This is a genomic window from Streptomyces sp. SDT5-1 (genome assembly GCF_052245995.1).
Taxonomy (GTDB): Bacteria; Actinomycetota; Actinomycetes; order Streptomycetales; family Streptomycetaceae; genus Streptomyces.
The window spans coordinates 2,025,012-2,050,009 of sequence record NZ_CM125963.1; the positions used below are offsets into that span (position 1 = coordinate 2,025,012).

The following is a 24,998-nucleotide window of genomic DNA, read 5'->3' on the forward strand; positions in this document are numbered from 1 at the left end:
GCCCCTGCGACCGGTTGCCGGGGCGGCCTCGTCTCACTCCAATCGGCGCCCGGGGATCACCCGTTGACGAAGTCCTCGCGGGCGAGGAGCGCCGTGTCGCAGTTGTCGGAGAAGATGCCGTCGATGCCGGTCTCGTAGTACGCCTTGAAGGCGCCGAACGCGTCGCCGTACGCGTTCGGGTCCGTGCCCTTCTTGAAGTCGGCCGGCAGGAAGGTGTTCTCGTTGCGCATCGTGTACGGGTGCAGCACGAGGCCCGCCTTGTGCGCGTCCCGCACCAGGGTGGTGGGCTCGAGCAGCTTGCCGTTCGCGTCCTTCGGGATGATCAGGTCGAGCGTCGGGCCGATGCCGTTCGCGTACGACGCGATCTCCGCGAGGCCCTTCGGCGTGATCAGGTCGGCGACGGTGCGCGGGTCGCCGCTGTCCACGAAGTCGTACGGGCGGGACTTCGCCGTGGAGAGCAGCACCGCGAGCGGGTTGTCGACCAGCTTGTTCATGCGCTGGATGCTCGTCGGCTCGAACGACTGGATGATGACGGGCGAGTTCTTGCGGTGCAGGCCGTGGGCGCGCAGCACCTTGGCGAGGCGCTCCTCCAGGGCGAGGTTCTGCTTGCGGAAGTACGTGGGGTGCTTGAGCTCGGGGTAGATCCACACCTCGCGGCCCAGCTTCCTGCTCTGCTCGGCGCGCCAGCGAAGGACCTCCTCGAAGGTGGGCACCTCCCAGCGGCCGTCGTAGATCGTGTTGTGCTGGCGGGTGCCGGGGATGCGCTCCTTGGCGCGCAGCGTCTTCAGCTCGGCGAGCGTGAAGTCCTCGGTGAACCAGCCGGTGGTCGCCACCCCGTCGAGGCTCTTCGTCTTCTTGCGGTCGGCGAACTCGGGGTGCTCGGACACATTGGTCGTGCCGCCGATCTCCGGCTCGTGACGGCAGACGAGATGCCCGTCCTTGGTCGGACAGAGGTCGCCCGCCTCGATGATGTGCGCGCCCATGTCGAGAGCCAGCTGGTACGAGCCGAGGGTGTGCTCCGGCCGGTAGCCGCTGGTGCCCCGGTGCGCGATGACCGTGGGCACAGGGAGGCCCGCGAGGCCGCGGCCGGTGTTATTCGCGCCACTTTCCCTGCCGGCGGCTCTTGCGGTTCCGGCCCCGCCGAGGGCCGTCGCGCCCGCGCCGAGGACTGCGGCGCCGATCAGCGAGCGCCGGCCGAACCCTCCGGTGCCGCGGGGCTGCTGCGCGCCCTGCGCGACCTGTGACTTCTCGTTCCCCTTGTTCCCCATGGAGCACTCCTCCCACCAAGTACTGCCTTGCACCTGTCAAAGCGAGCTCGATCGTAGGGGTGGGCGAGTGACGAGTGGGAGACCTCGGACGGAACGGCAGGGTGATGCGGCGTGGCGTCTGGGCGTTGCGAACACATCAACGGGGCGAAAACTTCGGTCAACTCGGCGTATCCAGTCGGTGAACCCGATGTGCAACGGGTACCCGGGCGCGAGTATCGTCCTCACCTGCACAGACTCGTCAGTACGCTCCTTCACCCATTCCTTGACATCGGAGGGCTCGTTGTCCCGCTTCGCGCTCATCAAGGCAGTGCTCGGTCCGATCATGCGCCTGATGTTCCGCCCACGTGTGGAAGGCGCTGAGAACATTCCGGGGAACGGCCCCGTCATTCTGGCGGGCAACCACCTGACGTTCATCGACTCGATGATCCTGCCGCTCGTCTGCGACCGGCAGGTCTACTTCATCGGCAAGGACGAGTACGTCACCGGGAAGTCCCTCAAGGGCCGCCTCATGGCGTGGTTCTTCACCGGGGTCGGCATGATCCCGGTCGACCGCGACGGGGCGAACGGGGGCGTGGCCGCGCTCATGACGGGCCGTCGGATCCTCGAGGAGGGCAACATCTTCGGGATCTACCCGGAGGGCACCCGCTCCCCCGACGGCCGGCTGTACCGCGGCCGGACCGGGATCGCCCGGCTGACGCTGATGACGGGCGCGCCCGTCGTCCCCTTCGCGATGATCGGCACGGACAAGCTGCAGCCGGGCGGCGCGGGGATGCCGCGGCCCGGACGGGTGACGGTGCGCTTCGGCGAGCCGATGGAGTTCTCCCGCTACGACGGGATGGGCCGCGACCGGTACGTTCTGCGGGCCGTGACGGATTCCGTGATGGCGGAGGTCATGCGGTTGTCGGGGCAGGAGTACGTGGACATGTACGCGTCGAAGGCGAAGGCGGCGTAGAGCCCCCGGAGGTGGGGGCGCGGCGGCGCATACCGGCGCCCGCCGCGCCCCATCCGCCCCCGGGCACTACTGCTCCAACCGCTGCCCCCGCAGCAACACCCACGCCACCACCGACGTAGCAAGAAGCACCACCGCTCCGACCCCCGCCGCCACCTGGAGGCCGTCCACGAAGGCCGACTGGGCGCCGGCCAGGAGGGCTTCCGCCTGCCCCCGCGGCAGCGCGGACGCCGCCTCCACCGCCCCGCCGAGCGAATCGTGCGCCGCGACCGCGACCTCGTCCGGCGTGCCCGCCGGCACCGTGAAACCGCCGTACACGCCCGTCACGATCGACCCGAGCAGCGCGATGCCCAGCGCCGTACCGAGTTCGTACGCCGTCTCGGACACCGCCGACGCCGCGCCCGCCTGCTCCTTCGGCACGCTGGACAGGATCACGTCCGCCGTGACGGTGAACGAGAAGCCCGCGCCGACGCCGACCACGAGCAGCACCGTCCCGAGCAGCGGATACCCGGTCGACTGGCTGAGCGTCGTGAGCGCCGCCAGGGCGAGGCCCACCGCCGCGAGCCCGCCCGCGACCACGGATCGTACGGAGAACCGCCGCGCCACCGTGCCGGCGACGAGTCCCGCCGCCACGGCCCCGATGGCGGCCGGGAGTTCGGCGAGGCCCGCCTCGAACGGCTCACGCCCCTGCACCAGTTGCAGGAACTGGGAGAGGAAGAAGACCAGCCCGGCGAGGCCCAGGATCGTCAGCAGGTCGGCGAGGACCGCGCCGGAGAAGCCGCGGTTGCGGAACAAGCGCATGTTCAGGAGCGGCGTCTCGAGCGTCAGTTGGCGCCGGACGAACCCGCCGAGGGCAGCCGCACCGACCACCGCGGACGCCGCGACGCCCCACCCGAAGCCGTGCGCCGCCGCCTCCTTCACCGCGTAGACGACACCGATCATTCCGATGAGCGACAGGCCCACGCTCAGCAGGTCCCAGGGGCCGGGCACCGGGTTCTTGGACTCCGGGATGAGCTTCGCTCCGACGACGACCAGGATCGCCATCACCGGCAGGTTGATCAGGAAGACCGAGCCCCACCAGAAGTGTTCGAGCAGGAAGCCGCCGACGACCGGGCCGACCGCCGCGCCCGCGGAGGCCATGGCGCCCCAGATGCCGATGGCGAGGGACCGTTCGCGCGGGTCGTGGAAGATGTTGCGGATCAGGGCCAGCGTGGACGGCATGAGGGTCGCGCCCGCGACACCCAGCAGGGCGCGCGCCAGGATCATCAGCTCCGGCGTCGTCGCGTACGCGTTGAGCACGGACACCGCGCCGAACGCGACCGCTCCCGTCAGGAGCAGCTTCTTGCGGCCGATGCGGTCGCCGAGGCTGCCCATGGAGACGAGGAGCCCGGCAATCACGAAGGAGTAGACGTCGCCGATCCACAGCAGCTGGGTGCCGGACGGCTTGAGGTCCTCGCTGATGTACGGGGTCGCGAGGCCGAGGACGGTCGCGTCGACGGCGACGAGCAGCACGGCCAGCACGAGGACGGAGAGGGCGAGCCACCGCGCGGGACGCGAGGACTCCACCACCTCCGCCGCAGGAGTGCGCTGTGGTGTGCTGGTCATGGTTCCACTCTCCGTAGTGCGCCGCCGAGCAGCAGCTCGACGATCATGAATTGGAAGTCCTTGGCCGCGACGCGGCCGTCCTGCACCGCCCATGCCCCGCTGCCGATCAGGCCGTAGAGCGCCTCGGTCAGCCAGGCGGGCGTCAGGTCGATCCGGAACTCGCCCGTCTCCTGGCCGCGCCGGAACAGCGCTTCGATGCGGGAGTCGAGGCGGGCCCAGCCCTCGTGCTGCTGCTCGCCCTCGAACAGCTGGTTCTCGGTGACGAGGAAGGCGAGCAGCGGCGCCGCGGGCTCGATCTCGCGGATGAGGCGGCGCAGCGCGTCCGCCGCGGGGCCCTCGTCGGGCCGGGCGCGGTCGAGCGCGCTCTCGCACTCGGCGATGCCCAGCTCCTCGAGGGCGCGCACCAGCGCGTCGCGGCTCGCGAACTGGCGGTGCAGGGTCGCGCGGCTGATACCGGCGGCCCGCGCGACCTCGTCCATGGTGGCCGTGGACTTGCGGGTGAGCAGGGCGGCGGCGCTGTGCAGCACCTGGGCTCGATCGACTGGCATGAGACGAGAGTACACCGAATGAGACATTGACGTCTCATGGGAGGCGCCACCGTCTCCCCCTCGCCCCCTCTGCCGGCTCCCCGAGCCCCCGAACTCTCCAGTGGCCCGCCCGCTCACCCAGTGTTACGACTGTCGGGACGTCGGAGTGAGTCTCTGGAGGTATCGGCATGGGGTGCTGCATCTTCGCCGCGATGGCCGCGATCGGCCCGCGCGTCGCCCTGGTGATCACGTGGCTGTTCACCAACCTCGTGGACCGTGCCTTCAACGGCGTCCTGCTGCCGCTCATCGGCCTGATCCTGCTGCCGTGGACGACGCTCGGATACGTCATCGCGTACGCGCCGGTGGTCGGCGTGCGCGGTATCGGCTGGGTCGTCATCCTCTTCGGGCTGCTGCTCGATCTGTCGAGCTACGGCGGCGGGGCGCGGGCCCGCCGCTGACCCCGTACGCGGATACGCCGAAGGGCCCGGCCCGTCCACGGATGGACGAACCGGGCCCTTCGGGCTACGGGCGGGTGGGCGCGGTTACTTCTTCGCGTCGGCCCAGGTGCGCTGCACCGCAAGGTCCTGCTTGACCTCGGTGAGCTGGACGGCGACCGCGCTCGGCGCCGTGCCGCCTCGGCCCGAACGGGAGGCCAGGGCGCCGGGGACGTTCAGGACCGTGCGGACCTCGGGCGTGAGGTGCTCGGAGATCTTGGCGAACTGCTCGTCGCTGAGCTCGTCGAGTTCCTTGCCCTCCGCCTCGGCGACCTTGACGCACTCGCCCGCGACCTCGTGCGCGACACGGAACGGGACGCCCTCGCGCACCAGCCACTCGGCGATGTCGGTCGCGAGCGAGAAGCCGGCCGGGGCCAGCTCCTCCATCCGCTCCCGGTTGACCGTGAGCGTGGCCATCATGCCGGTGAACGCCGGGAGCAGGAGCCGCAGCTGGTCGCAGGAGTCGAAGACCGGCTCCTTGTCCTCCTGGAGGTCGCGGTTGTACGCGAGCGGGAGCGCCTTGAGCGTCGCCATCAGGCCCGTGAGGTTGCCGATGAGGCGGCCCGACTTGCCACGCGCCAGCTCGGCGATGTCCGGGTTCTTCTTCTGCGGCATGATCGACGAGCCGGTGGAGAAGGCGTCGTGGAGCGTGACGAAGGAGAACTCCTTCGTGTTCCAGAGGATGACCTCCTCGGCGATCCGCGAGATGTTCACGCCGATCATCGCGGTGATGAAGGTGAACTCGGCGACGAAGTCGCGGGAGGCCGTGCCGTCGATGGAGTTCGCGGAGCTGCCGTGCTCGAAGCCGAGGTCGCGAGCCACCGCCTCCGGGTCGAGGCCGAGGCTGCTGCCCGCGAGGGCACCGGAACCGTACGGCGAGACGGCCGTCCGCTCGTCCCACTGCCGCAGCCGCTCGGCGTCCCGGGACAGGGACTGGACGTGCGCGAGGACGTGGTGCGCGAAGAGCACCGGCTGGGCGTGCTGAAGGTGCGTACGACCCGGCATCGCGGTGTCGGGGTGCGCCTCGGCGAGGCCGACGAGCGCCTCCTGGAGGTCGGCGATGAGGCCGCCGATGACCCGGGCCTCGTCCCGCAGGTACATCCGGAAGAGCGTCGCCACCTGGTCGTTCCGCGAGCGGCCCGCGCGGAGCTTGCCGCCCAGGTCGGGGCCGAGCCGCTCGAGCAGGCCGCGCTCGAGGGCGGTGTGCACGTCCTCGTCGGCGATGGTGCCCACGAAGGAGCCGTCCGCGACGTCGGACTCCAGCTGGTCGAGGCCGGCGATCATGCGGGTCAGCTCGTCCTCGGTGAGCAGCCCCGCCTTGTTGAGCACGCGCGCGTGGGCACGCGAACCCGCGATGTCGTAGGGGGCGAGGCGCCAGTCGAAGTGGACGGAGGCGGAGAGTTTCGCCAGGGCCTCGGCTGGGCCGTCGGCGAACCGGCCGCCCCAGAGGCGGACATCGCCGGTGTTGCTGCTCACGTGCTCTGCTCCTCGGGCCGGTGGACACAAGTCCTGTGGGCTTGTCGCTGTGCATGATTATGCAGGGTCATGCATGATTCGTCAATCGCCTCGTCGGCGACCTCGAGTGCACCACGGCGAGGTGCCGCATGGGCGGGCGGTCCAGGGGTACCCGGCGGTCTCATGATCAAGCGGCCCGAGGTACCGACGCACGCCCGCGCCCTGATCGGCATGGGCGTGGGCGCGCTGTCCCTCTCCCTCGCGCCCGTCTTCATCGACCTCTCCGGTACGTCTCCGGGCACCGCCTCGTATCTGCGGTGCGTCCTGGCGCTGCCGCTGCTCGCCCTGCTGTGCGCGCCCGAGCGCCGCAGGGAGGGCACGCCCGACGCCCGCCACCTCGGGCTCGCCGTGCTGGCGGGCGCGCTGTTCGCGGGCGACATGCTGCTGTGGACCGCGGCCATCGGGGAGGTCGGGGCGGGGCTCTCCACGGTCCTGGTCAATGTGCAGGTCGTGCTCGTCCCGCTGCTCGCGTGGCTGGTCGACGGGGAGCGCGTCACCCGGCGCTTCCTGCTGTGGCTGCCGCCGCTCGTCGTCGGCGTCGCGCTCACCGGCGGCGTGCTCTCCCACGCGGTCGGCGACGAGCCGCTGCTCGGCACCGTGCACGCGCTGCTCGCCGCGGTCTGCTACTCCGGGTTCCTCTTCCTGCTGCGCCGCGGCGGCCTCACCGGGCAGGTGCGGCAGACGTATCTGACGGTCACCGCGTCGGCGGGCCTCGTCTCGCTCGCGGCCGGCGCGGTGTGGTCGGGCGTGGAGTTCGCGCCGGGGTGGGCGGCCGTCGGATGGCTGGCCGGGGCCTCGCTGAGCAGCGGCGTCGTGGGGTGGCTGCTCGTCGCGGTGCACTCGCCCCGGCTCGCGAGCCATGTGGGCGCCGTCCTGTTGCTGCTCACGCCGGTCGGCGCGCTGGTGTTCGGGGCCGTGGCGCTCGGCGAACGTCCCGCGCCGTTGCAGCTCGCGGGCTGTGCGCTGCTGCTGGCCGGCGGGTATTTCGCGATGCGGACGCCGACCTCCGACTCCCCCTGAATCAAGGGCGGTTCGGGCATGATTCCCGTATGGGAAAAAGCCATGAACGCATAGAAGGAAGGCTGCGCACCTTCATCGAGGAGCAGCCGGTGTTCTTCACCGCCACCGCGCCGCTCGCCGACGACGGAACGGTCAACCTCTCCCCCAAGGGGCTCAAGGGCTCGTTCGCGGTGTTCGACGAACGGACCGTGGGCTATCTGGACTTCGCGGGGTCGAACGCGGAGACCATCGCCCATCTGCGCGAGAACGGCCGGATCACGCTGATGTGGTGCGCCTTCCAGGGCCCGCCGAACATCGTCCGGGTGCACGGCCGCGGCGAGCCCGTGTTCCGCGACGACCCGCGCTTCACCGAACTGCTCGGCCACTTCCCCGACATCGACCCGACCCGGAACGGGCTGCGCGCGATCATCGTCGTGCACGCCGAGCACATCCGCGACACCTGCGGCTACGCCGTGCCCTTCATGACGTACGACGAGGACCGCGACCTGCACGGCAGGCGGTTCGAGCGGGAGGACGACGCGGGGCTCGACGCGTACTTCCAGAAGAAGGAGTACATCGCGACGAGCCTGGACGGACTGCCCGGGCTGCCGTTGCCGCTGCCGCCCGCTACGTTCTGAGCCATGCGTCCCTTTCGAGCAGGTATCGCCAGTGTCGTCGCCGCCTGCGCCGTCCTCGGCGCCGTCCCCGCCGCCTCCGCCGCTCCCGCCGCCGACCCGCTGCCCGCACGGATGGCGGACACGGGCGGCGGCCGCCAGCTGATCACCGCGCAGGCGCCCCGCACGTCCTCCACCACCGGCACCGTCACCTGGTGGGACCGGCGCGCGGACGGCAGCTGGGCGAAGGCGGGATCGGCGCCCGCGCGGTTCGGCGCGAAAGGGCTCGTGGCGGGGACGAAGCGCAGGCAGGGCACGAACACCACGCCCACCGGCGTCTACGACCTGCCGTTCGCGTTCGGCAACGCGGCGGCGCCCGCCGGAACCACCACGCCGTACCGCCGCGTGCACCGCGACTCGTGGTGGTGCGAGGACAACGCGTCCCGCGCGTACAACCGTTGGACCGAGCCGCGCCCCCGGGACTGCCGCGCCGCCGAGTCGGAGCGGCTCGCCGACTACCCGACGCAGTACGCGCACGCGCTCGTGGTCGGCTTCAACTACCACCGGCCCGTGCACGGCCGGGGCGCCGGGATCTTCCTGCACGTCAACGGGCGCGGGGCGACGGCCGGATGCGTGTCAGTGCCCGCGGACGCCATGCGCCGGATCCTCACCTGGGTGCGCCCCGAGCGGTCCCCGCACATCGCGATCGGGACGGCGGGCGGCGCCACGGCGCTGTCCCGTGTAAGGACCACATAACGAGACGGGGTTGCGCGCGTTCGACGCCGAGGCGTTGCATCGCCCGGTGCGAAGCGAATCCGAACAGACGTCCCCCGACTCCCCCGCGGCGGAGACTCCTGCCGAGACCACACCCCAGGCGACCGGCGGGACCGCCGACCGAGCCGCGCGGCTCGCCGTCACCGTCTTCCCGGTGCTCGTCCTCGTGGCCGGCGCCCTGGGCCTCGCCTCGCCCGGCACGTTCGCCGGCTGGGGCACCAATGTGCCGTACCTGCTCGGCGTCGTGATGTTCTGCATGGGCCTCACCATGACCCTCGCGGACTTCAAGGGCGTGGCGCAGCGGCCGTGGGCCGTGGGTCTCGGCCTCGTCGCGCACTACGTGATCATGCCGGGGCTCGGCTGGGCCATCGCCCACGCGCTGGGCCTGTCCCCGCAGTTGGCGGCCGGTGTCATCCTCGTCGGCTGCGCGCCCAGCGGCACCGCGTCCAACGTCGTGACCTATCTGGCGCGCGGCGACGTCGCCCTGTCGGTGTCCGTGGCGACCGTCTCCACGGTGCTCGCCCCGCTCATCACGCCGCCGCTGACGCTGCTGCTGGCGGGCGCGTACCTGCCGGTGGACGCCGGGTCGATGATGACGGACATCCTGAAGACGGTGCTGCTCCCGGTGATCGCGGGCCTGGTGGTGCGCCTGGTGCTCGGCCGGTACGTCGACCGGCTGCTCACCGTCCTGCCGTGGCTGTCGGCGCTGACCATCGCCGTGATCGTGGCCGTGGTGGTGGCGGGCAGCGCCGACGCCATCAAGTCGGCCGCCGCGCTCGTCGTGGTCGCGGTGGTGCTGCACAACGGCCTCGGCCTCGCGCTCGGCTACGGCGCGGGCAAGCTCGGCCGTCTCGGCAAGCCGGCGTCCCGCGCGATGGCCTTCGAGGTCGGCATGCAGAACTCGGGCCTCGCCGCCTCCCTCGCCACGGCCCACTTCAGCCCCCTGGCCGCCCTCCCCGCCGCCGTCTTCTCGGTCTGGCACAACGTGTCGGGAGCGCTGGTGGCGGCGTGGATGTCGTATCGGGCGCGGAAGGCGGAGCAGGCCTAGTCCCGCCAACCGAAGCAGCGCGTACGCACGCACGAGAAGCCGACCGCGTCGACACTGGACCAGGGATCGTGACTGGACAGGTGTAGACAGGTCGGCTTCTTCGTGTCTACCTTCTAGACATGCCTGGACAGGTTCACAAGCATCACCGCATCGCCCATGTCCTCGCGGAGGAGATCCGCACGGGCGTGCACGCCGACGGCAGCAAGCTGCCGGGCGAGTACGCGCTGCGGGAGCGGTTCGGGGTCAGCCGGACGACCGTGCGGCAGGCCCTCGGCGTCCTCGGCGAGCAGGGCCTCATCGAGACGCACGCCGGGATCGGCTCGATCGTCACCTTCGACGGCACACCGCTCGACCAGCGGCTCGGCTGGACCCGGGCGCTCGCCGCGCAGGGCACGGAGCTGACCACGGAGACGCTCCGCCTCGCGCGCGTCACGGACCGGGAGCTGGCCGCGGAACTCGGCCTGGACAGCGCCGAGTTCACCGCCCTCGACCGCGTTCGGCGACTGCCGGACGGGCAGGGCGTCTCGCTGGAGTTCAGCCGGGTGCCGGCCGTCGGCGCGCTCGCCGATCTCGCCGAGCGCGGCCTCGACGGCGGTTCGCTCAGCCGCACCCTGACCGCCGCCGGTCGCGTCCCCGACTCCGGCGACGCCCATATCGCCGTCGTCGGCCTGGCCGCCCACGAGGCGGACCGGCTGCACCGCTCCCCCGGCGAGTCCTTCCTGCGCGTCGCCCAGGTGTTCCGCGCCGCCGACGGCAGCGTGGTCGAGCAGGTCACGAGCCTCCTCGATCCCGGGCGGTTCCAACTGCACGTACGTTCCGGCCGAGGAGGCCACCCGTGACCGAGACCCCCCTGTTCGACCGCGCCCTCGGCGCCTTCCACGGGCTCGCGCTCGGTGACGCGCTCGGCATGCCGACGCAGGTGATGCCCCGCGCGGACGTCGTGCGCGTGTACGGCACCCTGACCGGCTTCGAACCGGCCCGCCCCGACAACCCGGTGAGCGCCGGGATGCCGGCCGGGTCCGTCACCGACGACACCGACCAGGCGGTCATCGTGGCGCGGCTGATCGTCGAGGGCGGCGGGCACGTCGACCCGCTGCGGTTCGCCGAGGAACTCCTGTCCTGGGAGAAGGAGATGAAGGCCAAGGGCTCCTTCGACCTGCTCGGCCCCTCGACCAAGGCGGCGCTCGACGCCGTGGCGCGCGGCACGGACCCGAAGGAGGCCGGCAAGCACGGCACCACGAACGGCGCCGCCATGCGCGTCACCCCCGTCGGCATCGCCTTCTCCTACGCCCCCGGGGACACGGACGCCTTCCTCGACAGGGTCGTGGAGTCCTGCCAGGTCACGCACGACACGACGGTCGGCATCGCGGGCGCTTCGGCCGTCGCTGCGGCCGTCTCCACCGGGATCGCGGGCGGCACCCTGGACGACGTCTTCGAGGCCGCCGTCGCCGCCTCGGCGGCCGGCTCCCGACGCGGCCACTGGATCGCGGGCGCCTCCGTCTCGGCGCGGATCGCCGCCGTACGGGACCTGGTCGCGGGCCTCGACGAGGCGGCGGCCCTCGACCGGATCGACGCCCTGATCGGCACCAGCGTCGCCAGCCAGGAGTCCGTCCCGGCGGCCTTCGCGGTGCTCGCGCTGACCGGCGGCGACCCGTGGCGCTCCGCGCTGCTCGCCGCGAACCTCGGCGGCGACTCCGACACGATCGCGGCGATCGCGGGCGCCGTCGCCGGTTCCGTGCACGGCCTGAGCGGCCTTCCTGCCGACGCCGTACGCACCCTGCGCGAGGTCAACGGCCTCGAACTGGAGCCGCTGACCCGCCAGTTGCTCACCCACCGCACTGCCTGACCCCTGCCCTTCCCCGCACCAAGGAGGTTCCGCGATGGCCGCTTCAACGGAGAACGACCGCGTCGGCACCGTGGAGACCCGAGGGATCGAACCGATCCCCGACAGCGAGCGGCACGGCCACGCGAGCCAGATGTTCTGGACGTGGTTCGCCGCCAACATCTCGATCCTCGGGCTGCCGCTCGGCGCGACGCTCGTCGCCTTCCGCGGCCTGAACATCTGGCAGGCCGTGCTCGTCGCGGCCGTCGGCTCGGTGGGCTCGTTCGCCCTGGTCGGCGCGCTCAGCCTGGCGGGCCGCAAGGGCGGGGCACCGGCCCTGACCCTGTCGCGGGCCGTCTTCGGGCAGCGCGGCAACCACGGCCCCACGCTGATCAGCTGGCTCAGCCGGGTCGGCTGGGAGACGATCACCACGACCACGGCGGCGTACGCGCTGCTCGCCCTGCTCAAGACGGTGTTCGGGGTCGGCAGGGGAACGGTCCTCACCCTCGTCTGCCTTCTGGTGTTCATCGCCTGCACGCTGCTGATCAGCGGGCTCGGGCACGCCACGATCATGTGGATCAACAAGTGGGCGACGGTCGTCTTCGGCGTCCTGAACCTCGTCGTGATGGGCTTCCTCGTCGCCACCGTCGACTGGTCCAAGGTGCTCGACGCGCCGGCCGGGCCGGTCTCGGGCGTCATCGCCGGCATCGGGTTCATCGCGTCGGGCACCGGCATCGGCTGGGCCAACGCCGGTGCGGACTACGCCCGTTACCTGCCGAAGGCGATCCCGGGCGGGCGTCTCGTGCGGGCCTCGGCGTTCGGCGCCGGCATCCCGCTGGTGCTGCTGATCTCGCTGGGCTCGCTGCTCACGGCGGGCGACCCGACGCTCGCGACGTCCTCCGACCCGGTCGCGGCGATCAACGCGATGCTGCCTTCGTGGATGGCGGTGCCGTATCTGATCGCGGCGTTCGGCGGACTGCTGATGTCCAACCACCTGTCCACGTACTCCGCGGGCCTGACGATGATCACGCTCGGCCTGCGGGTGCCGCGTGCCTGGGCGGTCTGCCTGGACGTCGTGCTGATGTTCCTCGGCGGCGTCTACTTCATGCTGATCGCGGACGACTTCTACGGCCCGTTCAGCACGTTCCTGACACTGCTCGCCGTGCCGATCTCGGCGTGGATCGGCATCATCGCGGTCGACATGCTGCGCGGACGCGCGTACGACCCCGAGGCCCTGATGGACACCGGCCCCGGCGGCCGGTACTGGTACCGGGGCGGATTCCAGCCCTCGGCCGTCGTGGCGTGGCTGGCGGCGATCGCGGCGGGCCTGCTGTTCACGAAGGCCGCGACGAGCGCGGACGACGTGTGGTTCGAGGGGCCGCTCGCCGACTCCTGGTTCGGCGTGAACGGGCTCGGGTGGCTGGTCGCGATCCTCGTGGGCGGTGCGGTGTACGGGGTACTGGGGCGCAGGTCCTCGGTGACCCTCGGCGAGCCGGGTGCGATGGACTCCGCCTCCGGTTCCGGTGCCGACAAGGAGGCCGCGCGATGAGCGGGGCGCGTGTGGTCCTCGCCGGGAACGTCATCGCGGACCTCGTCATCGACGTGCCCGCCCTGCCCGAGCGCGGCGGCGACGTCATCGGCACCCGCACCGAGCTGTACGCGGGCGGCGGCTTCAACACGCTCACCGCGGCCCGCAGGCTCGGCGCCGAGGCCGTCTACGCGGGCGTCCACGGCTCGGGGCCCTACGGCGAGCTGGTGCGCGCCGCGCTCGCGGCGGAGGACATCGGCACGGTCCTTCCGGTGCGGACGGACGGCGACACCGGGTTCTGCGTGGCGCTCGTCGACGGCGGCGGCGAGCGGACGTTCGTGACGAGCTTCGGCGTCGACGCGCGGATGACGGAGGAGGAGGCCGCCGCGGTGGGCGCCGCCGTGCGCGGCGGCGATCTCGTGCAGGTCTCCGGCTACGGCCTGGTGATGGAGGTCAACGGTCCGCTGCTCGCCGCCCTGGTCGCGGGCCTGCCCGACGACGTACGGGTGTGTCTGGATCCGGCGCCCCTGGTGGCCGACATCCCGGCGGGGGTCATCGAGCCGGTGCTCGGCCGTGCGGACTGGCTGAGCTGCAATTCGCGCGAGGCCTTCCTCATGACCGGGGTGGAAGGGCCCCGGGAGGCGGCGGAGGCGCTGCGCTCGCGGCTGCGGGAGGGAGGCGGTGTCGTGCTGCGGGCCGACAAGGACGGCTGCTGGGTGGCTCCGCCCGGTGCGGCGGACGTCGTGCACGTGCCCGGATTCCCGGTGGATGCCGTCGACAGCAATGGGGCCGGGGACGCGCACGTGGGGGCGTTCCTGGCGCTGCTGGGGCGGGGAGTTCCACCGGTCGACGCCGCGCGCGGCGCGAATGCGGCGGCGGCGCTGGCCGTCACCCGGCGGGGACCCGCCACCGCGCCCACCGCGGGCGAGCTGGCGGCGTTCCTCGGGCCCGACGGAGCACGGGCGGCCGGGCTGGGCTGAGGGATTCCGTTCCCCCAGCCCGCCCTCTCGTACGGGCCGTCGGTCAGTGCTCGTTCTGCGCCAAGCGGAGCATGTGGTCCGCCAGGGCCTGGCCGCCTGCCGGGTCGCGGCTGATCAGCATCACCGTGTCGTCGCCCGCGATCGTGCCGAGGATGACGTGGAGTTCGGCCTGGTCGATCGCCGAGGCGAGGAACTGGGCCGCGCCGGGCGGTGTGCGCAGGACGACCAGGTTGGCCGAGGCCTCCGCCGAGATGAGCAGCTCGCCGGCGAGGCGGCGCATCCGCTCCTCCTTGGCCGACTCGCCGAGCGGGGCCTGCGGGGTGCGGAAGCCGCCCTCGCTGGGCACCGCGTAGATCAGCTCGCCGCCGGTGTTGCGGATCTTGACCGCGCCCAGCTCGTCCAGGTCGCGGGAGAGCGTGGCCTGGGTGACCGTGAGCCCGTCGTCGGACAGCAGCTTCGCCAACTGGCTCTGGGAGCGCACCGGCTGACGGTTGAGGATGTCCACTATGCGGCGGTGGCGCGCGGCGCGGGTCTGCGGCACCGCTGCCGCCGCCGCGTGCGCGAGGTTCGTCGCCGCGGCTACGTCTCTCTCCGCTTTGCTGCTCATCGTCGTCCCATTCCTCAGGATCGTCCTTCCGCGTCGGCCGACGCCGTGTCCAGTACGGCGGGCAGCGCCGCGAGGAACGCGTCCGCCTCGGCGTCGGTCAGGTTCAGCGGCGGCATCAGCCGGACGACGTCGGGTGCGGGAGCGTTCACCAGGAGGCCCGCTTCCTGGGCCGCCTGCTGCACCTGCGGTGCGCGGGGCCCGGTGAGCACGATACCCAGCAGCAGGCCCTCGCCCCGGACGTGGCTGATCAACGGGTGGCCGAGACCCTCGACGCCGGACTTGATGCGCTCGCCGACCGCCTTGGTGTTCTCCAGGAGGCCCTCGCCCGCGATCGTGTCGAGGACGGCGAGGCCCGCGGCGCAGGCGACAGGGTTGCCGCCGAACGTCGTGCCGTGCTGTCCGGGCTTCAGGAGCTTCGCCGTCTCACCGAAGGCGACCGTGGCGCCGAGCGGGAGGCCGCCGCCGAGGCCCTTGGCGAGCGTCACGACGTCGGGGTCGATGCCCTCCTCCGCCTGGTACGCGAACCAGTGCCCGGTCCTGCCGACGCCGGTCTGCACCTCGTCGAGCACGAGGAGGGTGCCGGTGGCTCGGGTGATCTCGCGGGCCGCCTTCAGGTAGCCGGCGGGCGGCACGACCACGCCGTTCTCCCCCTGGATGGGCTCGATGATGACGAAGGCCGTCTGCTCCGTGACCGCCGCCCTGAGCGCCTCCACGTCGCCGTACGGGACGTGTGTGACGTCGCCGGGCATGGGCGTGAAGCCGTCCTGCTTGCCGGGCTGGCCGGTCAGGGCGAGGGATCCCATGGTGCGGCCGTGGAAGCCGCCGGTCGTGGCGACCATGTGCGGGCGGCCGGTCAGCCGGCCGATCTTGAACGCGCCCTCGTTGGCCTCGGCGCCCGAGTTGCAGAAGAAGACCGCGCCGTCCCGGCCGAAGAGCTGGAGCAGCCGCTCGGCGAGCGCGACGGGCGGCTCGGCGACGAAGAGGTTCGACACATGGCCGAGGGAGGCGATCTGCGTGGAGACGGCCTCGACGATCGCGGGGTGGGCGTGCCCGAGCGCGTTGACCGCGATGCCGCCGACGAAGTCCAGGTACTCCTTGCCGTCGGCGTCCCACAGTGTGGCGCCCGCGCCCTTGACCAGCGGGAGCCTCGGCGTGCCGTAGTTGTTCATGAGGGCGCCCTGCCAGCGCTCCGTCAGCTCCTGGTTGCCGCTCATGCGGTGTCCTCCCCCTCTGTGTCGGCCATGACCATCGTGCCGATGCCTTCGTCGGTGAAGATCTCCAGCAGGATCGAGTGCTGGACCCGCCCGTCGATGACGCGGGCGGTGCGCACGCCGTTGCGCACGGCGTGCAGGCAGCCCTCCATCTTCGGGACCATGCCGCTCGCCAGCTCGGGGAGCAGCTTCTCGAGTTCGGTGGCGGTGAGCCGGCTGATGACCTCGTCGGAGTTGGGCCAGTCCTCGTAGAGGCCCTCGACGTCGGTCAGGACCATCAGTGTCTCGGCGTCCAGCGCAGCAGCGAGTGCCGCAGCCGCCGTATCAGCATTGACGTTGTAGACATGCGAGTCGTCCTGGGAGCGGGCGATCGAGGAGACGACCGGGATGCGGCCGTCGGCGAGCAGGGCCTCGATGGCGCCGGTGTCGATCTCGGTGATCTCGCCGACGCGACCGATGTCGACCAGCTCGCCCTCGATGCGGGGCTGGTGCTTGGTGGCGGTGATGGTGTGCGCGTCCTCGCCGGTGATGCCGACGGCGAGCGGCCCGTGCTGGTTGAGCAGGCCGACCAGCTCGCGCTGGACCTGTCCGGCGAGCACCATCCGTACGACGTCCATGGCGTCCTCGGTGGTGACCCGCAGGCCCGCCTTGAACTCGCTGACGATGCCGTGCCGGTCGAGCGCCTTGCTGATCTGGGGGCCGCCGCCGTGCACGACGACGGGCTTGAGCCCGGCGTGGTGCAGGAAGACGACGTCCTGGGCGAAAGCGGCCTTCAGGTCCTCGTCGATCATGGCGTTTCCGCCGAACTTGATGACGACCGTCTTGCCGTTGTGCCGGGTCAGCCAGGGCAGCGCCTCGATGAGCGTCTGGGCCTTCGGGAGCGCGGTGTGCTTCCGCGCGGTGGGCTGGTTCATGACGAGTACGCGCTGTTCTCGTGGACGTAGTCGGCGGTCAGGTCGTTGGTCCAGATCGTCGCGGTCTCGGTGCCCGCGGCGAGGTCGGCGGTGACGACGACCTCCCGGTAGCGCATGTCGACCTTGTCGCGGTCCTCGCCGACGCCGCCGTTCTTGCAGACCCACACGCCGTTGATCGCGACGTTCAGCTGGTCCGGCTCGAAGGTGGCCTTGGTGGTGCCGATGGCGGACAGGACGCGGCCCCAGTTGGGGTCCTCGCCGTGGATGGCGCACTTGAGGAGGTTGTTCCGGGCGATGGAGCGGCCCACCTCGACGGCCTCGTCCTCGCTCGCGGCGTTGATCACCTCGACCTTGATGTCCTTGCTGGCGCCCTCTGCGTCGCCGATGAGCTGGCGCCCGAGGTCGTCGCAGACGAGGCGGACGGCCTTGGCGAACTCCTCGTACTCCGGGGTGACCTCGGCGGCGCCGGAGGCGAGCAGCAGCACCGTGTCGTTCGTCGACATGCAGCCGTCGGAGTCGACCCGGTCGAAGGTGACGCGGGTGGCGTCGCGCAGCGCCTTGTCGAGGACGTCGCTGTCGAGGTCGGCGTCGGTGGTGAGGACGACCAGCATCGTGGCGAGGCCGGGGGCGAGCATGCCCGCGCCCTTGGCCATGCCGCCGACGGTCCAGCCCTCGCCCTGGTACACCGCCGTCTTGTGCACGGTGTCGGTGGTCTTGATGGCGATGGCGGCCTTCTCGCCGCCGTGCTCGGAGAGCTGGGCGGCGGCGGTCTCGACGCCGGGCAGCACCTTGTCCATGGGGAGCAGCTCGCCGATGAGGCCGGTCGACGCGACGGCGACCTCCCCGGCGTTCAGCTCCAGGACCTCGGCGACCTTCTCGGCGGTGGCGTGCGTGTCCTGGAAGCCCTTGGGGCCCGTGCACGCGTTGGCGCCACCGGAGTTGAGGACGACGGCGGAGACGAGGCCGCCCTTGAGGACCTGCTCGGACCAGAGGACCGGGGCGGCCTTGACGCGGTTGGAGGTGAACACGCCCGCGGCCGCCAGGCGGGGGCCGCGGTTGACCACGAGGGCCAGGTCCGCGTTCCCGCTGTTCTTGATTCCGGCGGCGATGCCCGCGGCCTGGAATCCCTTGGCTGCCGTCACACTCACGGCGCGACTCCGATCGTCGAGAGGCCCGTGGTCTCGTCGAGACCGAGGGCGATGTTCATGGATTGAATGGCACCGCCGGCGGTGCCCTTGGTCAGGTTGTCGATCGCGCTGATGACGATGACGCGGCCCGTTTCGGAAGCCGCCTCGTCGAACGCGACCTGGATCTGCGCCGCGTTCGACCCGTACACGGCGGCCGTCTGCGGCCACTGGCCCTCGGGCAGCAGCGTCACGAACGGCTCGTCGCCGTACGCCTTCTCGTACGCGGCGCGGACGGCCTCGGCGGTGACGCCGGGCTTCGCCTTGGCGCTGCTGGTGGCGAGGATGCCGCGGGGCATCGGCGCGAGCGTCGGCGTGAAGGAGACGGAGACCCGCTCCCCGGCCGCCGCGCTGAAGTTCTGGATCATCTCGGGGGTGTGCCGGTGACCACCGCCCACCCCGTAAGGCGACATGTTCCCCATGACCTCGCTGCCCAGCAGGTGCGGCTTGGCCGCCTTGCCCGCGCCGGACGTGCCGGACGCGGCGACGATCACGGCCTCGCTCTCCACGAGCCCCGCCGCGTACGCGGGGACGAGGCCGAGCGAGACGGCCGTCGGGTAGCAACCGGGCACCGCGATGCGCTTGGACCCCTCCAGCGCGGCGCGGCCACCCGGAAGTTCGGGAAGGCCGTACGGCCAGGTGCCGGCGTGCGGGCTGCCGTAGAACTTCTCCCAGTCACCCGCGTCCTCGAGCCGGAAGTCGGCGCCCATGTCGACGACGAGGACGTCCGGGCCGAGCTGCTCGGCGACGGCGGCGGACTGCCCGTGCGGCAGCGCCAGGAAGACGACGTCGTGTCCGGTGAGCACCTCGGCGGTGGTCTCCTGGAGGACACGGTCGGCGAGCGGTCGCAGGTGGGGCTGGAGCGCGCCCAGGCGCTGCCCCGCGTTCGAGTTGCCCGTCAGGGCGCCGATCTCCACCTCGGGGTGGGCGAGCAGCAGGCGCAGCACTTCGCCGCCCGCGTATCCGCTCGCTCCCGCCACTGCTGCGCGTACCGCCATGGAACCCTCCTCTTGGATGGCATGACTATACGTCGCGATGCACGTTTATGCAATCAGTGAATACGGAGGCGGTGATCGGTGGACACCGGACGGTGATCAGCGGGGCGACCGCTCCAGGCGTACGACGACGGGGGCGCCGAAGGGATCGCCGGACTGGCTGACCTCCACCTTTCCCGCGCCGATCCAGTCGTCGGTGCCCGGCACGCGGTGGATCTCCTTGAGCCACAGCGTCTGGTGCGAGCCCTTGCGGGCGCCGGTCGACAGGGGCAGCCGGGGGCGCTGGATCTTGAGGCAGCGGTTGTCGTCGGTCAGGTACCAGTTGCCGTCCAGGAAGAGGCCGCCCTCGTCCTGGCCCACCGGGATCCGCTGCTCGCACTGGCCGGGGGCCGGGTCCTGGTCGACCCACTTCGTGCCGTCCCTGCGCAGCCGGATGTACTCGTCCTGCGGCTCGGGCTCGACCTCGCCGTGGTTGAAGGAGTTCATGCCGTAGGCCCGCACCTCGCCGCCTTCGAGGGCGACGACCTTGGTCAGGCCCGCGCCCGGTTCGGGCGGTATCGGCTCCTCGAAACGGGCTTGCGGCGTGTCGACCGGTTTCCAGGACGTGCCGTCCCAGTGCGCGGAGGCGGGCTGGGCGTAGCGCTCGCCGCCGTTCAGCTCGGTCCCCGGCCCGGTGGAGCGGCTGCCGACCGCCCACACGTCGTCGGGCCCCGCGACGGCCAGGTCCACCGTCGCGTACGGGAGCCGGGTCGTCGTCCACCGCGTGCCGTCCCAGTGGGCGGCGGTCCGCTCGCCGGTGAGGGTCCAGATGTCGTCGGGGGACGCGGCGTCGAGGTCGGCGGCGGCGCCGGGCGGCGGGTTCGGCACCGGGGACCAGCGGGTGCCGTCCCACCGCGCCCACGCGACGCCCTCTCCCCCGGCGGCCCCCTGGCGCGGCACGGACCGCATCCACAGCGCCTTGTCGCCGACCTCCTCCAGGGCGGGCGGATATCCGTCGTCGTCGCCGAGCGCGTCGGGGAGGGGTTCGCGGCTCCACTTCTCGCCGTCGTAGTGCAGCAGGAGGGGTGCGTACGTGCCGTCGTTCTCGGCGCCGGTCGCCCAGATGTCGTCCTCGGCGAGGACCGCGACGTCGGTCAGCTCGCCGTTGAAGTCCGCGATGTGCGCGAACGTCCAGGCAGGGCCCCGCTTTTCGGCCGCCGGCCTTTCGGCCGTGGACGCGGCCTTGTCCGGTGCCTTCGCCTGCCCGCCGCCGGGCGCCCCGCACCCCGCGAGGGCGAACAGGGAGGCCGCGAAGGCGGCGCACACCGCCGCCCCTCCACCCCGGATCCGCGCTGTGCCCATGACCACTCCCCCTTGTCGCCCCGCCGGCGTGCCCGGCGCGCGGGCAGCGTACCCGGGAGCGCGGCGCTTGCCCTGGAGTGCGCTCCAAGCCATACGGTCGAGCGCGTACGGCACCGGCACCACACCTGGAGGCAGCACACCCATGTCGAACCTTCCCACTCGCCGCCTGGGCGCGCTCGCCGTCTCCGCGCAGGGGCTCGGCTGCATGGGCATGAGCCACGGTTTCGGCCCGTCCGACGACGAGCAGTCGATCGGCACGATCCACCGTGCCCTCGACCTCGGCGTCACCCTGCTCGACACGTCGGACTTCTACGGTTCCGGGCACAACGAGGAGCTGATCGGCCGCGCCCTCGCCACCCCGGGCCGCCGCGAACAGGCCGTCCTGGCCACGAAGTTCGGCTTCGCTAACAAGCTGGGCGAGCCCGTCGCTATCCGCGGCGACGCGGCCTACGTGCGCGAGGCGTGCGAGGCCTCGCTGCGCCGCCTCGGCGTCGACCACATCGACCTGTACTACCTGCACCGCGTCGACCGGAGCGTGCCCATCGAGGAGACCGTGGGCGCGATGGCCGAGCTGGTGAAGGAGGGCAAGGTCCGCCACCTGGGCCTGTCGGAGGCGGGCGCGGACACGCTGCGCCGCGCGCACGCGACGCATCCGATCGCGGCGCTCCAGAGCGAGTTCTCGCTGTGGACGCGCGATCTGGAGGCGGAGATCCTGCCGGTGTGCCGGGAGCTGGGCATCGGGCTCGTGCCGTTCTCGCCGCTGGGCCGCGGCTTCCTCACCGGCGCCTACAAGTCGACGGAGCAGTTCCAGGAGGGCGATCTCCGCCGCCACCAGCCGCGCTTCACGGACGGCAACCTGGAGCGCAATCTGGCGATCGTCGCCCGCCTGGAGGAGCTCGCGGCCGGGAAGGGCGTCACGGCGGGCCAGTTGGCGCTCGCCTGGGTGCAGCACCAGGGCGACGACGTGGTGCCGATCCCCGGCACCCGCCGCCAGAAGTACCTGGAGGAGAACGTCGCCGCCGCCACGCTCGACCTGACCGCCGACGACCTGGCCGCGATCGACGCGGCGGCCCCCGCCACCGAGGTGGCCGGGGACCGCTACGACGCGAACAGCATGCGGTTCGTCAACGGCTGAGCGACGCTCGGGCTCAGCCCTTCTTGATCCGCAGGAACGTCACCGAGTTGCCCGGGAACGTGTACGTGAACCGGTCGGCGACCCCGTCGAACGTCGACGTCGTCGGCTTCACGGGCCGCTCGGTGGCCGTGTTCTCGGCGTCGGGCGCCGCGGTCAGCGTCGTCACCGCCGCCGAGTCCGCGACGTCGGCACCGCCGAGGTCGATCTTCGTACGGGCCGCGGAGTCCTGCGCGTTGACGACCTTGACGATCAGGTCACCCGTCTTCTTGTCCGTGGTGACGACCTGGCGGAACGGCTCGGCCGGCTTGTCGTCCTTGAAGGAGCCCCATTCCTGGCCGTCCAGGTAGAGCGTCACCTGACGGCCCCGGACCTTGATGTCGACGTCGTAGGCGCGGCCCGTCTCGATCGAGCCCGCCTTGGAGATCAGCGTCGACTTGCCGCCGTTCACGGCCTGTTCGACGGCGGACTGGGTGTTGTTCCAGCCGCCGAGGTTCCACCAGTAGTAGTTGCCGGTGTCCTTGACGCCGAAGGCGACGAGGAAGCCCTCCTTGCCGGACTTCTTGGTGGCCTTCACGTGCAGGTCGTAGTTCTGCCAGCTCGGGTCGCCCGCGGTGACCAGGGTGTTCTCGGCGGCCGCGTCGGACTGCACGTACTGGCCGTCCTGGACGGCCCACGCCCCCTTGCCGCTGCCGGTCCACTGCCCGGCGTCACCGCTGAAGTCGTCGCTCAGGAGGGTCTTCCCGTCGGCGTCCGTGACCTTCACGTCGTCGTACGCGGCGCTGGTCGCCCATGTCGAAAGACCCACGGCGCCGGTGATCGGCTCCAGTGTCGACGGGGTCGCGGTGGCCTTCGAGGGGACGACGCGGTCGCCGACGTTGCGCATGAAGAGCTTCTGCACCTCGTAGTCGGCCGAGCCCCACGACTTCTGGTCGTCGAACCAGATCATGTCGGGCTTCCACTGCACGGTGTCGGTGCGCGCGAACAGCGGTGCGTAGGAGGCGAGCTTGACGACGTCGGCGTTGCGTTCGAGGCCGGTCATGTACGCGGCCTCGGCCATGGCGTTGGACCACTGGTTGCCGAGGGAGGCGTACTCGCCGAGGAAGACCTTCGGGCCCTGCCGGTCGTAGGAGTCGTAGCGCTCGTTGTTCTGGAGGAACCACTGCGGGCTGTTGTAGTAGTGCTCGTCGACCATGGCGACCTTGGCGTCCTTGTTGAGCTTCCACGCCGTGTCGAAGATCGAACCGCTGTCGTCGGGGCCGGAGTTGGAGATGACCTTGACGTCGGGGTACGTGGCGGCGATGGCGGAGCGGAACTCCTTGAAGCGCGCGAAGAACTCGTTCGGCAGGTTCTCCTCGTTGCCGACCTCGAGGTGCGTGAGGTGGAAGGGCTTCGGGTGGCCCATGTCGGCGCGGAGCTTGCCCCACTTGCTGCTGGTCGGCCCGTTGGCGAACTCGATCAGGTCGAGGGTGTCCTGGATGTGCCGCTTCAGGAGCGCGTCGTCGTCGGTGGCCTTGTTCTGGCCGCAGCCGGTGACGAGGGCGGGCACGACGGGCAGCGGCATCGCGCCGATGTCCTCGGCGAACTGGAAGTACTCGAAGTAGCCGAGGCCGTAGCTCTGGTTGTAGCCCCAGAAGTTGGAGTTGGTGGCGCGCTGCTCGACCGGCCCGACGGTGTCCTTCCACTGGTACGCACGCTTGCGCTCGTAGCCGGACGCCTCGTCGTAGCCCTTCATGGAGCCGGTGTTGACGAGGCAGCCGCCGGGGAAGCGCACGAATCCCGGCTTGAGGTCGGCGACCTTCTGCGCCAGGTCCTTGCGCAGGCCGTTCTTGCGGCCCTTGTAGGTGTCGCGCGGGAACAGCGACACCATGTCGAGCGCGGCGTCCTTCGTGGTGGCGACGGTGAGGCGGCCCGTGGTGGTGTCCCGGCTCGGTGTGAACGTCGCCCGGTACTGGGCCCAGCCGCCGCGCGTGCGGACCTTGCGCGGCGTCGCGAGGGCGCCGTCGGCGTCGCCGAGGGTCGCGGTCAGCTCGGAGTCGCCGCGCGCCCAGACGGAGAAGTCGTACGTGGCGCCCTTCTCGAGGGTGTAGCCGGTGCCGTAGCCGGAGTTGGTGGCGCTCGCACCGGCGCCCAGCGCGAGGTAGTTGCGGTTGCGGGCGTTCAGCCGCCCGTCGTCGTCGACGACCTTCGCGGTGCCGCTGGTCTTCCAGGCGGTGAGCGGGGTGTACGAGGCGTTGTCGGCGGTGGAGTACTCGAAGGACCTGTTCTGCACGAGTTCGGCGTAGAGCCCGCCGTCGGCGGCCCGGTTGATGTCCTCGAAGAAGACGCCGTACATCGTGTCGTCGATGGCCGCGCCCGAGCGGCTCGGGTCGACGGTGACGGAGTAGTCGGTGACATCGGCCTCCGCCGCCGACGTCGGCAGCACGGCGGTGCCGACCAGCAGGGAGCCCACCGCGGCCCCGAGCCCGAATCTCCAGCGCCTGCGTCGTCCACGCGTCATGCGCACTCCCCAGTTCTGTTCGATATCCCGTACGGCGTCCTAAACTGCGAACGGCAAGATAGGAAGCGTCGGTACGCGCGTCAACGGTTCGCGCAGAGGTGAGCGGGAGTGATGTCCGTGGCGGACGAAGTCTGGCCGGTTTCCGACGCGTTGGCGTTCCTGGCGGGACGCTGGCGGGTCGAGCGGACGGTGCGGGACCTGGCGGACGACCTGACAGGCACGTTCACCGGGACGACCGACTTCACGGCCGAGGGCGAAGGGCTGCTGCACGTCGAGTCCGGCACGTTCGAGTGGCGCGGCACCGCGCGCCCCGCCGAACGCACCCTCCGCTATCTGCCGTCCCCGGAGGTCCCCGGCGCCGCCGTGGTGCACTTCGCCGACGGCCGCTTCTTCCACGGCCTCGACCTGCGCTCCGGGCACCACGTCGCCGACCACCCGTGCTCGGCCGACCTCTACCGGGGCGAGTTCAGCGCCTACGACCCGGACAGGTGGCGGACCGTGTGGCGGGTGAAGGGGCCCGCCAAGGACCTGCTGCTCACGACGGACTACCGCCGCGACTACCGGAAGTAGAGCGCCATCCACTGGTCCGGGTGTTCGAGGGGCTTGAAGCCCACCTCTTCGTAGACGCCGTGCGCGTCCTTCGTGGCGAGCAGGATGCGGCGGATGCCGAGGGCCTCCAGATGGTCGCGGACCGCCGCCACCATCGCCCCGCCAATGCCCTTGCCGCGCACCGAGCGGTCCACGTAGACGTCGCAGAGCCAGGCGAACTCGGCCTCGTCCGTCACCACGCGCGCGTAGGCGACCTGTTCGCCCGAAGCGGTGTCGTACACCCCGAAGTTGAGGGAGCCGGCGACCGCCCTGTCCTGCCGGGCGCGCGGCCGGTCGAGCGCCCAGTACGCGTCCTGCGAGAGCCATGCGTGGACGCGGTCCGTGTCGAGGCGGCCGGGGTCGGTCGAGAGCGTGTAGCCGTCGGGCAGTGTGCTGGTCATTC

The 24,998-nt window shown here is 71.5% G+C and carries 24 protein-coding genes; 12 read left to right on the forward strand and 12 right to left on the reverse strand.

Annotation, left to right across the window (positions count from 1 at the left end; translation table 11 throughout):
• Positions 1-56: 56 nt before the first annotated feature.
• On the reverse strand, positions 57-1,268 hold the full coding sequence (locus ACTWJ8_RS09485; RefSeq protein ID WP_356385903.1) for a glycerophosphodiester phosphodiesterase: 1,212 nt from the start codon (positions 1,266-1,268) through the stop codon (positions 57-59).
• 262 nt (positions 1,269-1,530) lie between these two features.
• Here ACTWJ8_RS09485 and ACTWJ8_RS09490 point away from each other — a divergent pair, with 262 nt between their 5' ends.
• Positions 1,531-2,220, forward strand: coding sequence for a lysophospholipid acyltransferase family protein (locus ACTWJ8_RS09490; RefSeq protein ID WP_443263571.1), 690 nt, complete (start codon positions 1,531-1,533; stop codon positions 2,218-2,220).
• Between the two features lie 66 nt (positions 2,221-2,286).
• Here the strand turns inward: ACTWJ8_RS09490 and ACTWJ8_RS09495 are convergent, their stop codons facing one another.
• The gene (locus tag ACTWJ8_RS09495) at positions 2,287-3,822 is read right to left on the reverse strand and encodes an MFS transporter (RefSeq protein WP_356385909.1); all 1,536 of its coding nucleotides are present in this window, start codon (positions 3,820-3,822) and stop codon (positions 2,287-2,289) included.
• A complete protein-coding gene (locus tag ACTWJ8_RS09500; RefSeq protein WP_443263572.1) occupies positions 3,819-4,370 on the reverse strand; it encodes a TetR/AcrR family transcriptional regulator in 552 nt (183 codons plus the stop codon). The genes ACTWJ8_RS09495 and ACTWJ8_RS09500 overlap by 4 nt, the downstream gene beginning before the upstream one ends.
• Before the next feature lie 167 nt (positions 4,371-4,537).
• On the opposite strand from ACTWJ8_RS09500, the gene ACTWJ8_RS09505 reads away from it, so the two are divergent.
• Entirely contained in the window at positions 4,538-4,807 is a 270-nt protein-coding gene (locus ACTWJ8_RS09505; RefSeq protein ID WP_356385915.1) for a hypothetical protein, read from the forward strand.
• Positions 4,808-4,891: 84 nt separating this feature from the next.
• On the opposite strand, the gene argH is transcribed toward ACTWJ8_RS09505, so the two are convergent.
• Positions 4,892-6,319 carry an argininosuccinate lyase gene (argH, locus tag ACTWJ8_RS09510; RefSeq protein WP_443263573.1) on the reverse strand — a complete coding sequence of 476 codons (1,428 nt, stop codon included), beginning with the start codon at positions 6,317-6,319 and terminating at the stop codon, positions 4,892-4,894.
• Positions 6,320-6,481: 162 nt separating this feature from the next.
• Between argH and ACTWJ8_RS09515 the strand changes: the two genes are divergently transcribed.
• From ACTWJ8_RS09515 to ACTWJ8_RS09550, 8 genes are all read left to right on the forward strand, one after another.
• A complete protein-coding gene (locus tag ACTWJ8_RS09515) occupies positions 6,482-7,378 on the forward strand; it encodes a DMT family transporter (protein ID WP_356385920.1) in 897 nt (298 codons plus the stop codon).
• Positions 7,379-7,407: 29 nt separating this feature from the next.
• On the forward strand, positions 7,408-7,995 hold the full coding sequence (locus tag ACTWJ8_RS09520) for a pyridoxamine 5'-phosphate oxidase family protein (protein WP_443263575.1): 588 nt from the start codon (positions 7,408-7,410) through the stop codon (positions 7,993-7,995).
• A gap of 3 nt (positions 7,996-7,998) precedes the next feature.
• Positions 7,999-8,727, forward strand: coding sequence for a L,D-transpeptidase family protein (locus tag ACTWJ8_RS09525; protein ID WP_443263576.1), 729 nt, complete (start codon positions 7,999-8,001; stop codon positions 8,725-8,727).
• Between the two features lie 46 nt (positions 8,728-8,773).
• Complete coding sequence (locus ACTWJ8_RS09530) at positions 8,774-9,793, forward strand: bile acid:sodium symporter family protein (RefSeq protein WP_356385929.1); 1,020 nt, start codon at positions 8,774-8,776, stop codon at positions 9,791-9,793.
• A 119-nt stretch (positions 9,794-9,912) separates the two neighbouring features.
• The gene (locus ACTWJ8_RS09535) at positions 9,913-10,632 is read left to right on the forward strand and encodes a GntR family transcriptional regulator (RefSeq protein WP_356385932.1); all 720 of its coding nucleotides are present in this window, start codon (positions 9,913-9,915) and stop codon (positions 10,630-10,632) included.
• Positions 10,629-11,639: an ADP-ribosylglycohydrolase family protein gene (locus ACTWJ8_RS09540; protein WP_443263577.1), complete on the forward strand. Its 1,011-nt coding sequence runs from the start codon at positions 10,629-10,631 to the stop codon at positions 11,637-11,639. The genes ACTWJ8_RS09535 and ACTWJ8_RS09540 overlap by 4 nt, the downstream gene beginning before the upstream one ends.
• A gap of 34 nt (positions 11,640-11,673) precedes the next feature.
• Positions 11,674-13,164: a purine-cytosine permease family protein gene (locus ACTWJ8_RS09545; protein ID WP_443263578.1), complete on the forward strand. Its 1,491-nt coding sequence runs from the start codon at positions 11,674-11,676 to the stop codon at positions 13,162-13,164.
• On the forward strand, positions 13,161-14,123 hold the full coding sequence (locus ACTWJ8_RS09550; RefSeq protein WP_443263579.1) for a PfkB family carbohydrate kinase: 963 nt from the start codon (positions 13,161-13,163) through the stop codon (positions 14,121-14,123). The genes ACTWJ8_RS09545 and ACTWJ8_RS09550 overlap by 4 nt, the downstream gene beginning before the upstream one ends.
• Before the next feature lie 43 nt (positions 14,124-14,166).
• Here ACTWJ8_RS09550 and ACTWJ8_RS09555 read toward each other — a convergent pair whose 3' ends face one another.
• The 6 genes from ACTWJ8_RS09555 to ACTWJ8_RS09580 all read right to left on the reverse strand — a co-directional run bounded on the left by ACTWJ8_RS09555 (position 14,167) and on the right by ACTWJ8_RS09580 (position 20,375).
• Positions 14,167-14,730: an arginine repressor gene (locus ACTWJ8_RS09555; protein ID WP_356385944.1), complete on the reverse strand. Its 564-nt coding sequence runs from the start codon at positions 14,728-14,730 to the stop codon at positions 14,167-14,169.
• A gap of 14 nt (positions 14,731-14,744) precedes the next feature.
• Complete coding sequence (locus ACTWJ8_RS09560) at positions 14,745-15,944, reverse strand: acetylornithine transaminase (RefSeq protein WP_443263581.1); 1,200 nt, start codon at positions 15,942-15,944, stop codon at positions 14,745-14,747.
• Positions 15,941-16,855: an acetylglutamate kinase gene (argB, locus tag ACTWJ8_RS09565; RefSeq protein ID WP_356385949.1), complete on the reverse strand. Its 915-nt coding sequence runs from the start codon at positions 16,853-16,855 to the stop codon at positions 15,941-15,943. Before argB ends, ACTWJ8_RS09560 begins: the two co-directional genes overlap by 4 nt.
• Positions 16,852-18,003, reverse strand: a complete 1,152-nt coding sequence (gene argJ / locus ACTWJ8_RS09570; RefSeq protein WP_356385951.1) for a bifunctional glutamate N-acetyltransferase/amino-acid acetyltransferase ArgJ — start codon at positions 18,001-18,003, stop codon at positions 16,852-16,854. Before argJ ends, argB begins: the two co-directional genes overlap by 4 nt.
• Entirely contained in the window at positions 18,000-19,037 is a 1,038-nt protein-coding gene (argC, locus tag ACTWJ8_RS09575; protein WP_443263582.1) for an N-acetyl-gamma-glutamyl-phosphate reductase, read from the reverse strand. The genes argJ and argC overlap by 4 nt, the downstream gene beginning before the upstream one ends.
• A 96-nt stretch (positions 19,038-19,133) precedes the next feature.
• Positions 19,134-20,375 carry a hypothetical protein gene (locus ACTWJ8_RS09580; protein WP_443263583.1) on the reverse strand — a complete coding sequence of 414 codons (1,242 nt, stop codon included), beginning with the start codon at positions 20,373-20,375 and terminating at the stop codon, positions 19,134-19,136.
• 142 nt (positions 20,376-20,517) lie between these two features.
• Here ACTWJ8_RS09580 and ACTWJ8_RS09585 point away from each other — a divergent pair, with 142 nt between their 5' ends.
• Positions 20,518-21,510, forward strand: a complete 993-nt coding sequence (locus ACTWJ8_RS09585) for an aldo/keto reductase (RefSeq protein WP_356385960.1) — start codon at positions 20,518-20,520, stop codon at positions 21,508-21,510.
• 13 nt (positions 21,511-21,523) lie between these two features.
• On the opposite strand, the gene ACTWJ8_RS09590 is transcribed toward ACTWJ8_RS09585, so the two are convergent.
• Entirely contained in the window at positions 21,524-24,007 is a 2,484-nt protein-coding gene (locus ACTWJ8_RS09590) for an alpha-L-arabinofuranosidase C-terminal domain-containing protein (RefSeq protein WP_443263584.1), read from the reverse strand.
• Between the two features lie 117 nt (positions 24,008-24,124).
• Here ACTWJ8_RS09590 and ACTWJ8_RS09595 point away from each other — a divergent pair, with 117 nt between their 5' ends.
• Positions 24,125-24,577: a DUF6314 family protein gene (locus ACTWJ8_RS09595; RefSeq protein WP_443263585.1), complete on the forward strand. Its 453-nt coding sequence runs from the start codon at positions 24,125-24,127 to the stop codon at positions 24,575-24,577.
• On the opposite strand, the gene ACTWJ8_RS09600 is transcribed toward ACTWJ8_RS09595, so the two are convergent.
• Positions 24,565-24,996 (reverse strand): GNAT family N-acetyltransferase, encoded by a 432-nt coding sequence (locus ACTWJ8_RS09600; RefSeq protein WP_443263586.1) that lies wholly within the window; start codon positions 24,994-24,996, stop codon positions 24,565-24,567. The two genes, ACTWJ8_RS09595 and ACTWJ8_RS09600, sit on opposite strands and share 13 nt — an antisense overlap.
• Positions 24,997-24,998: the final 2 nt, after the last annotated feature.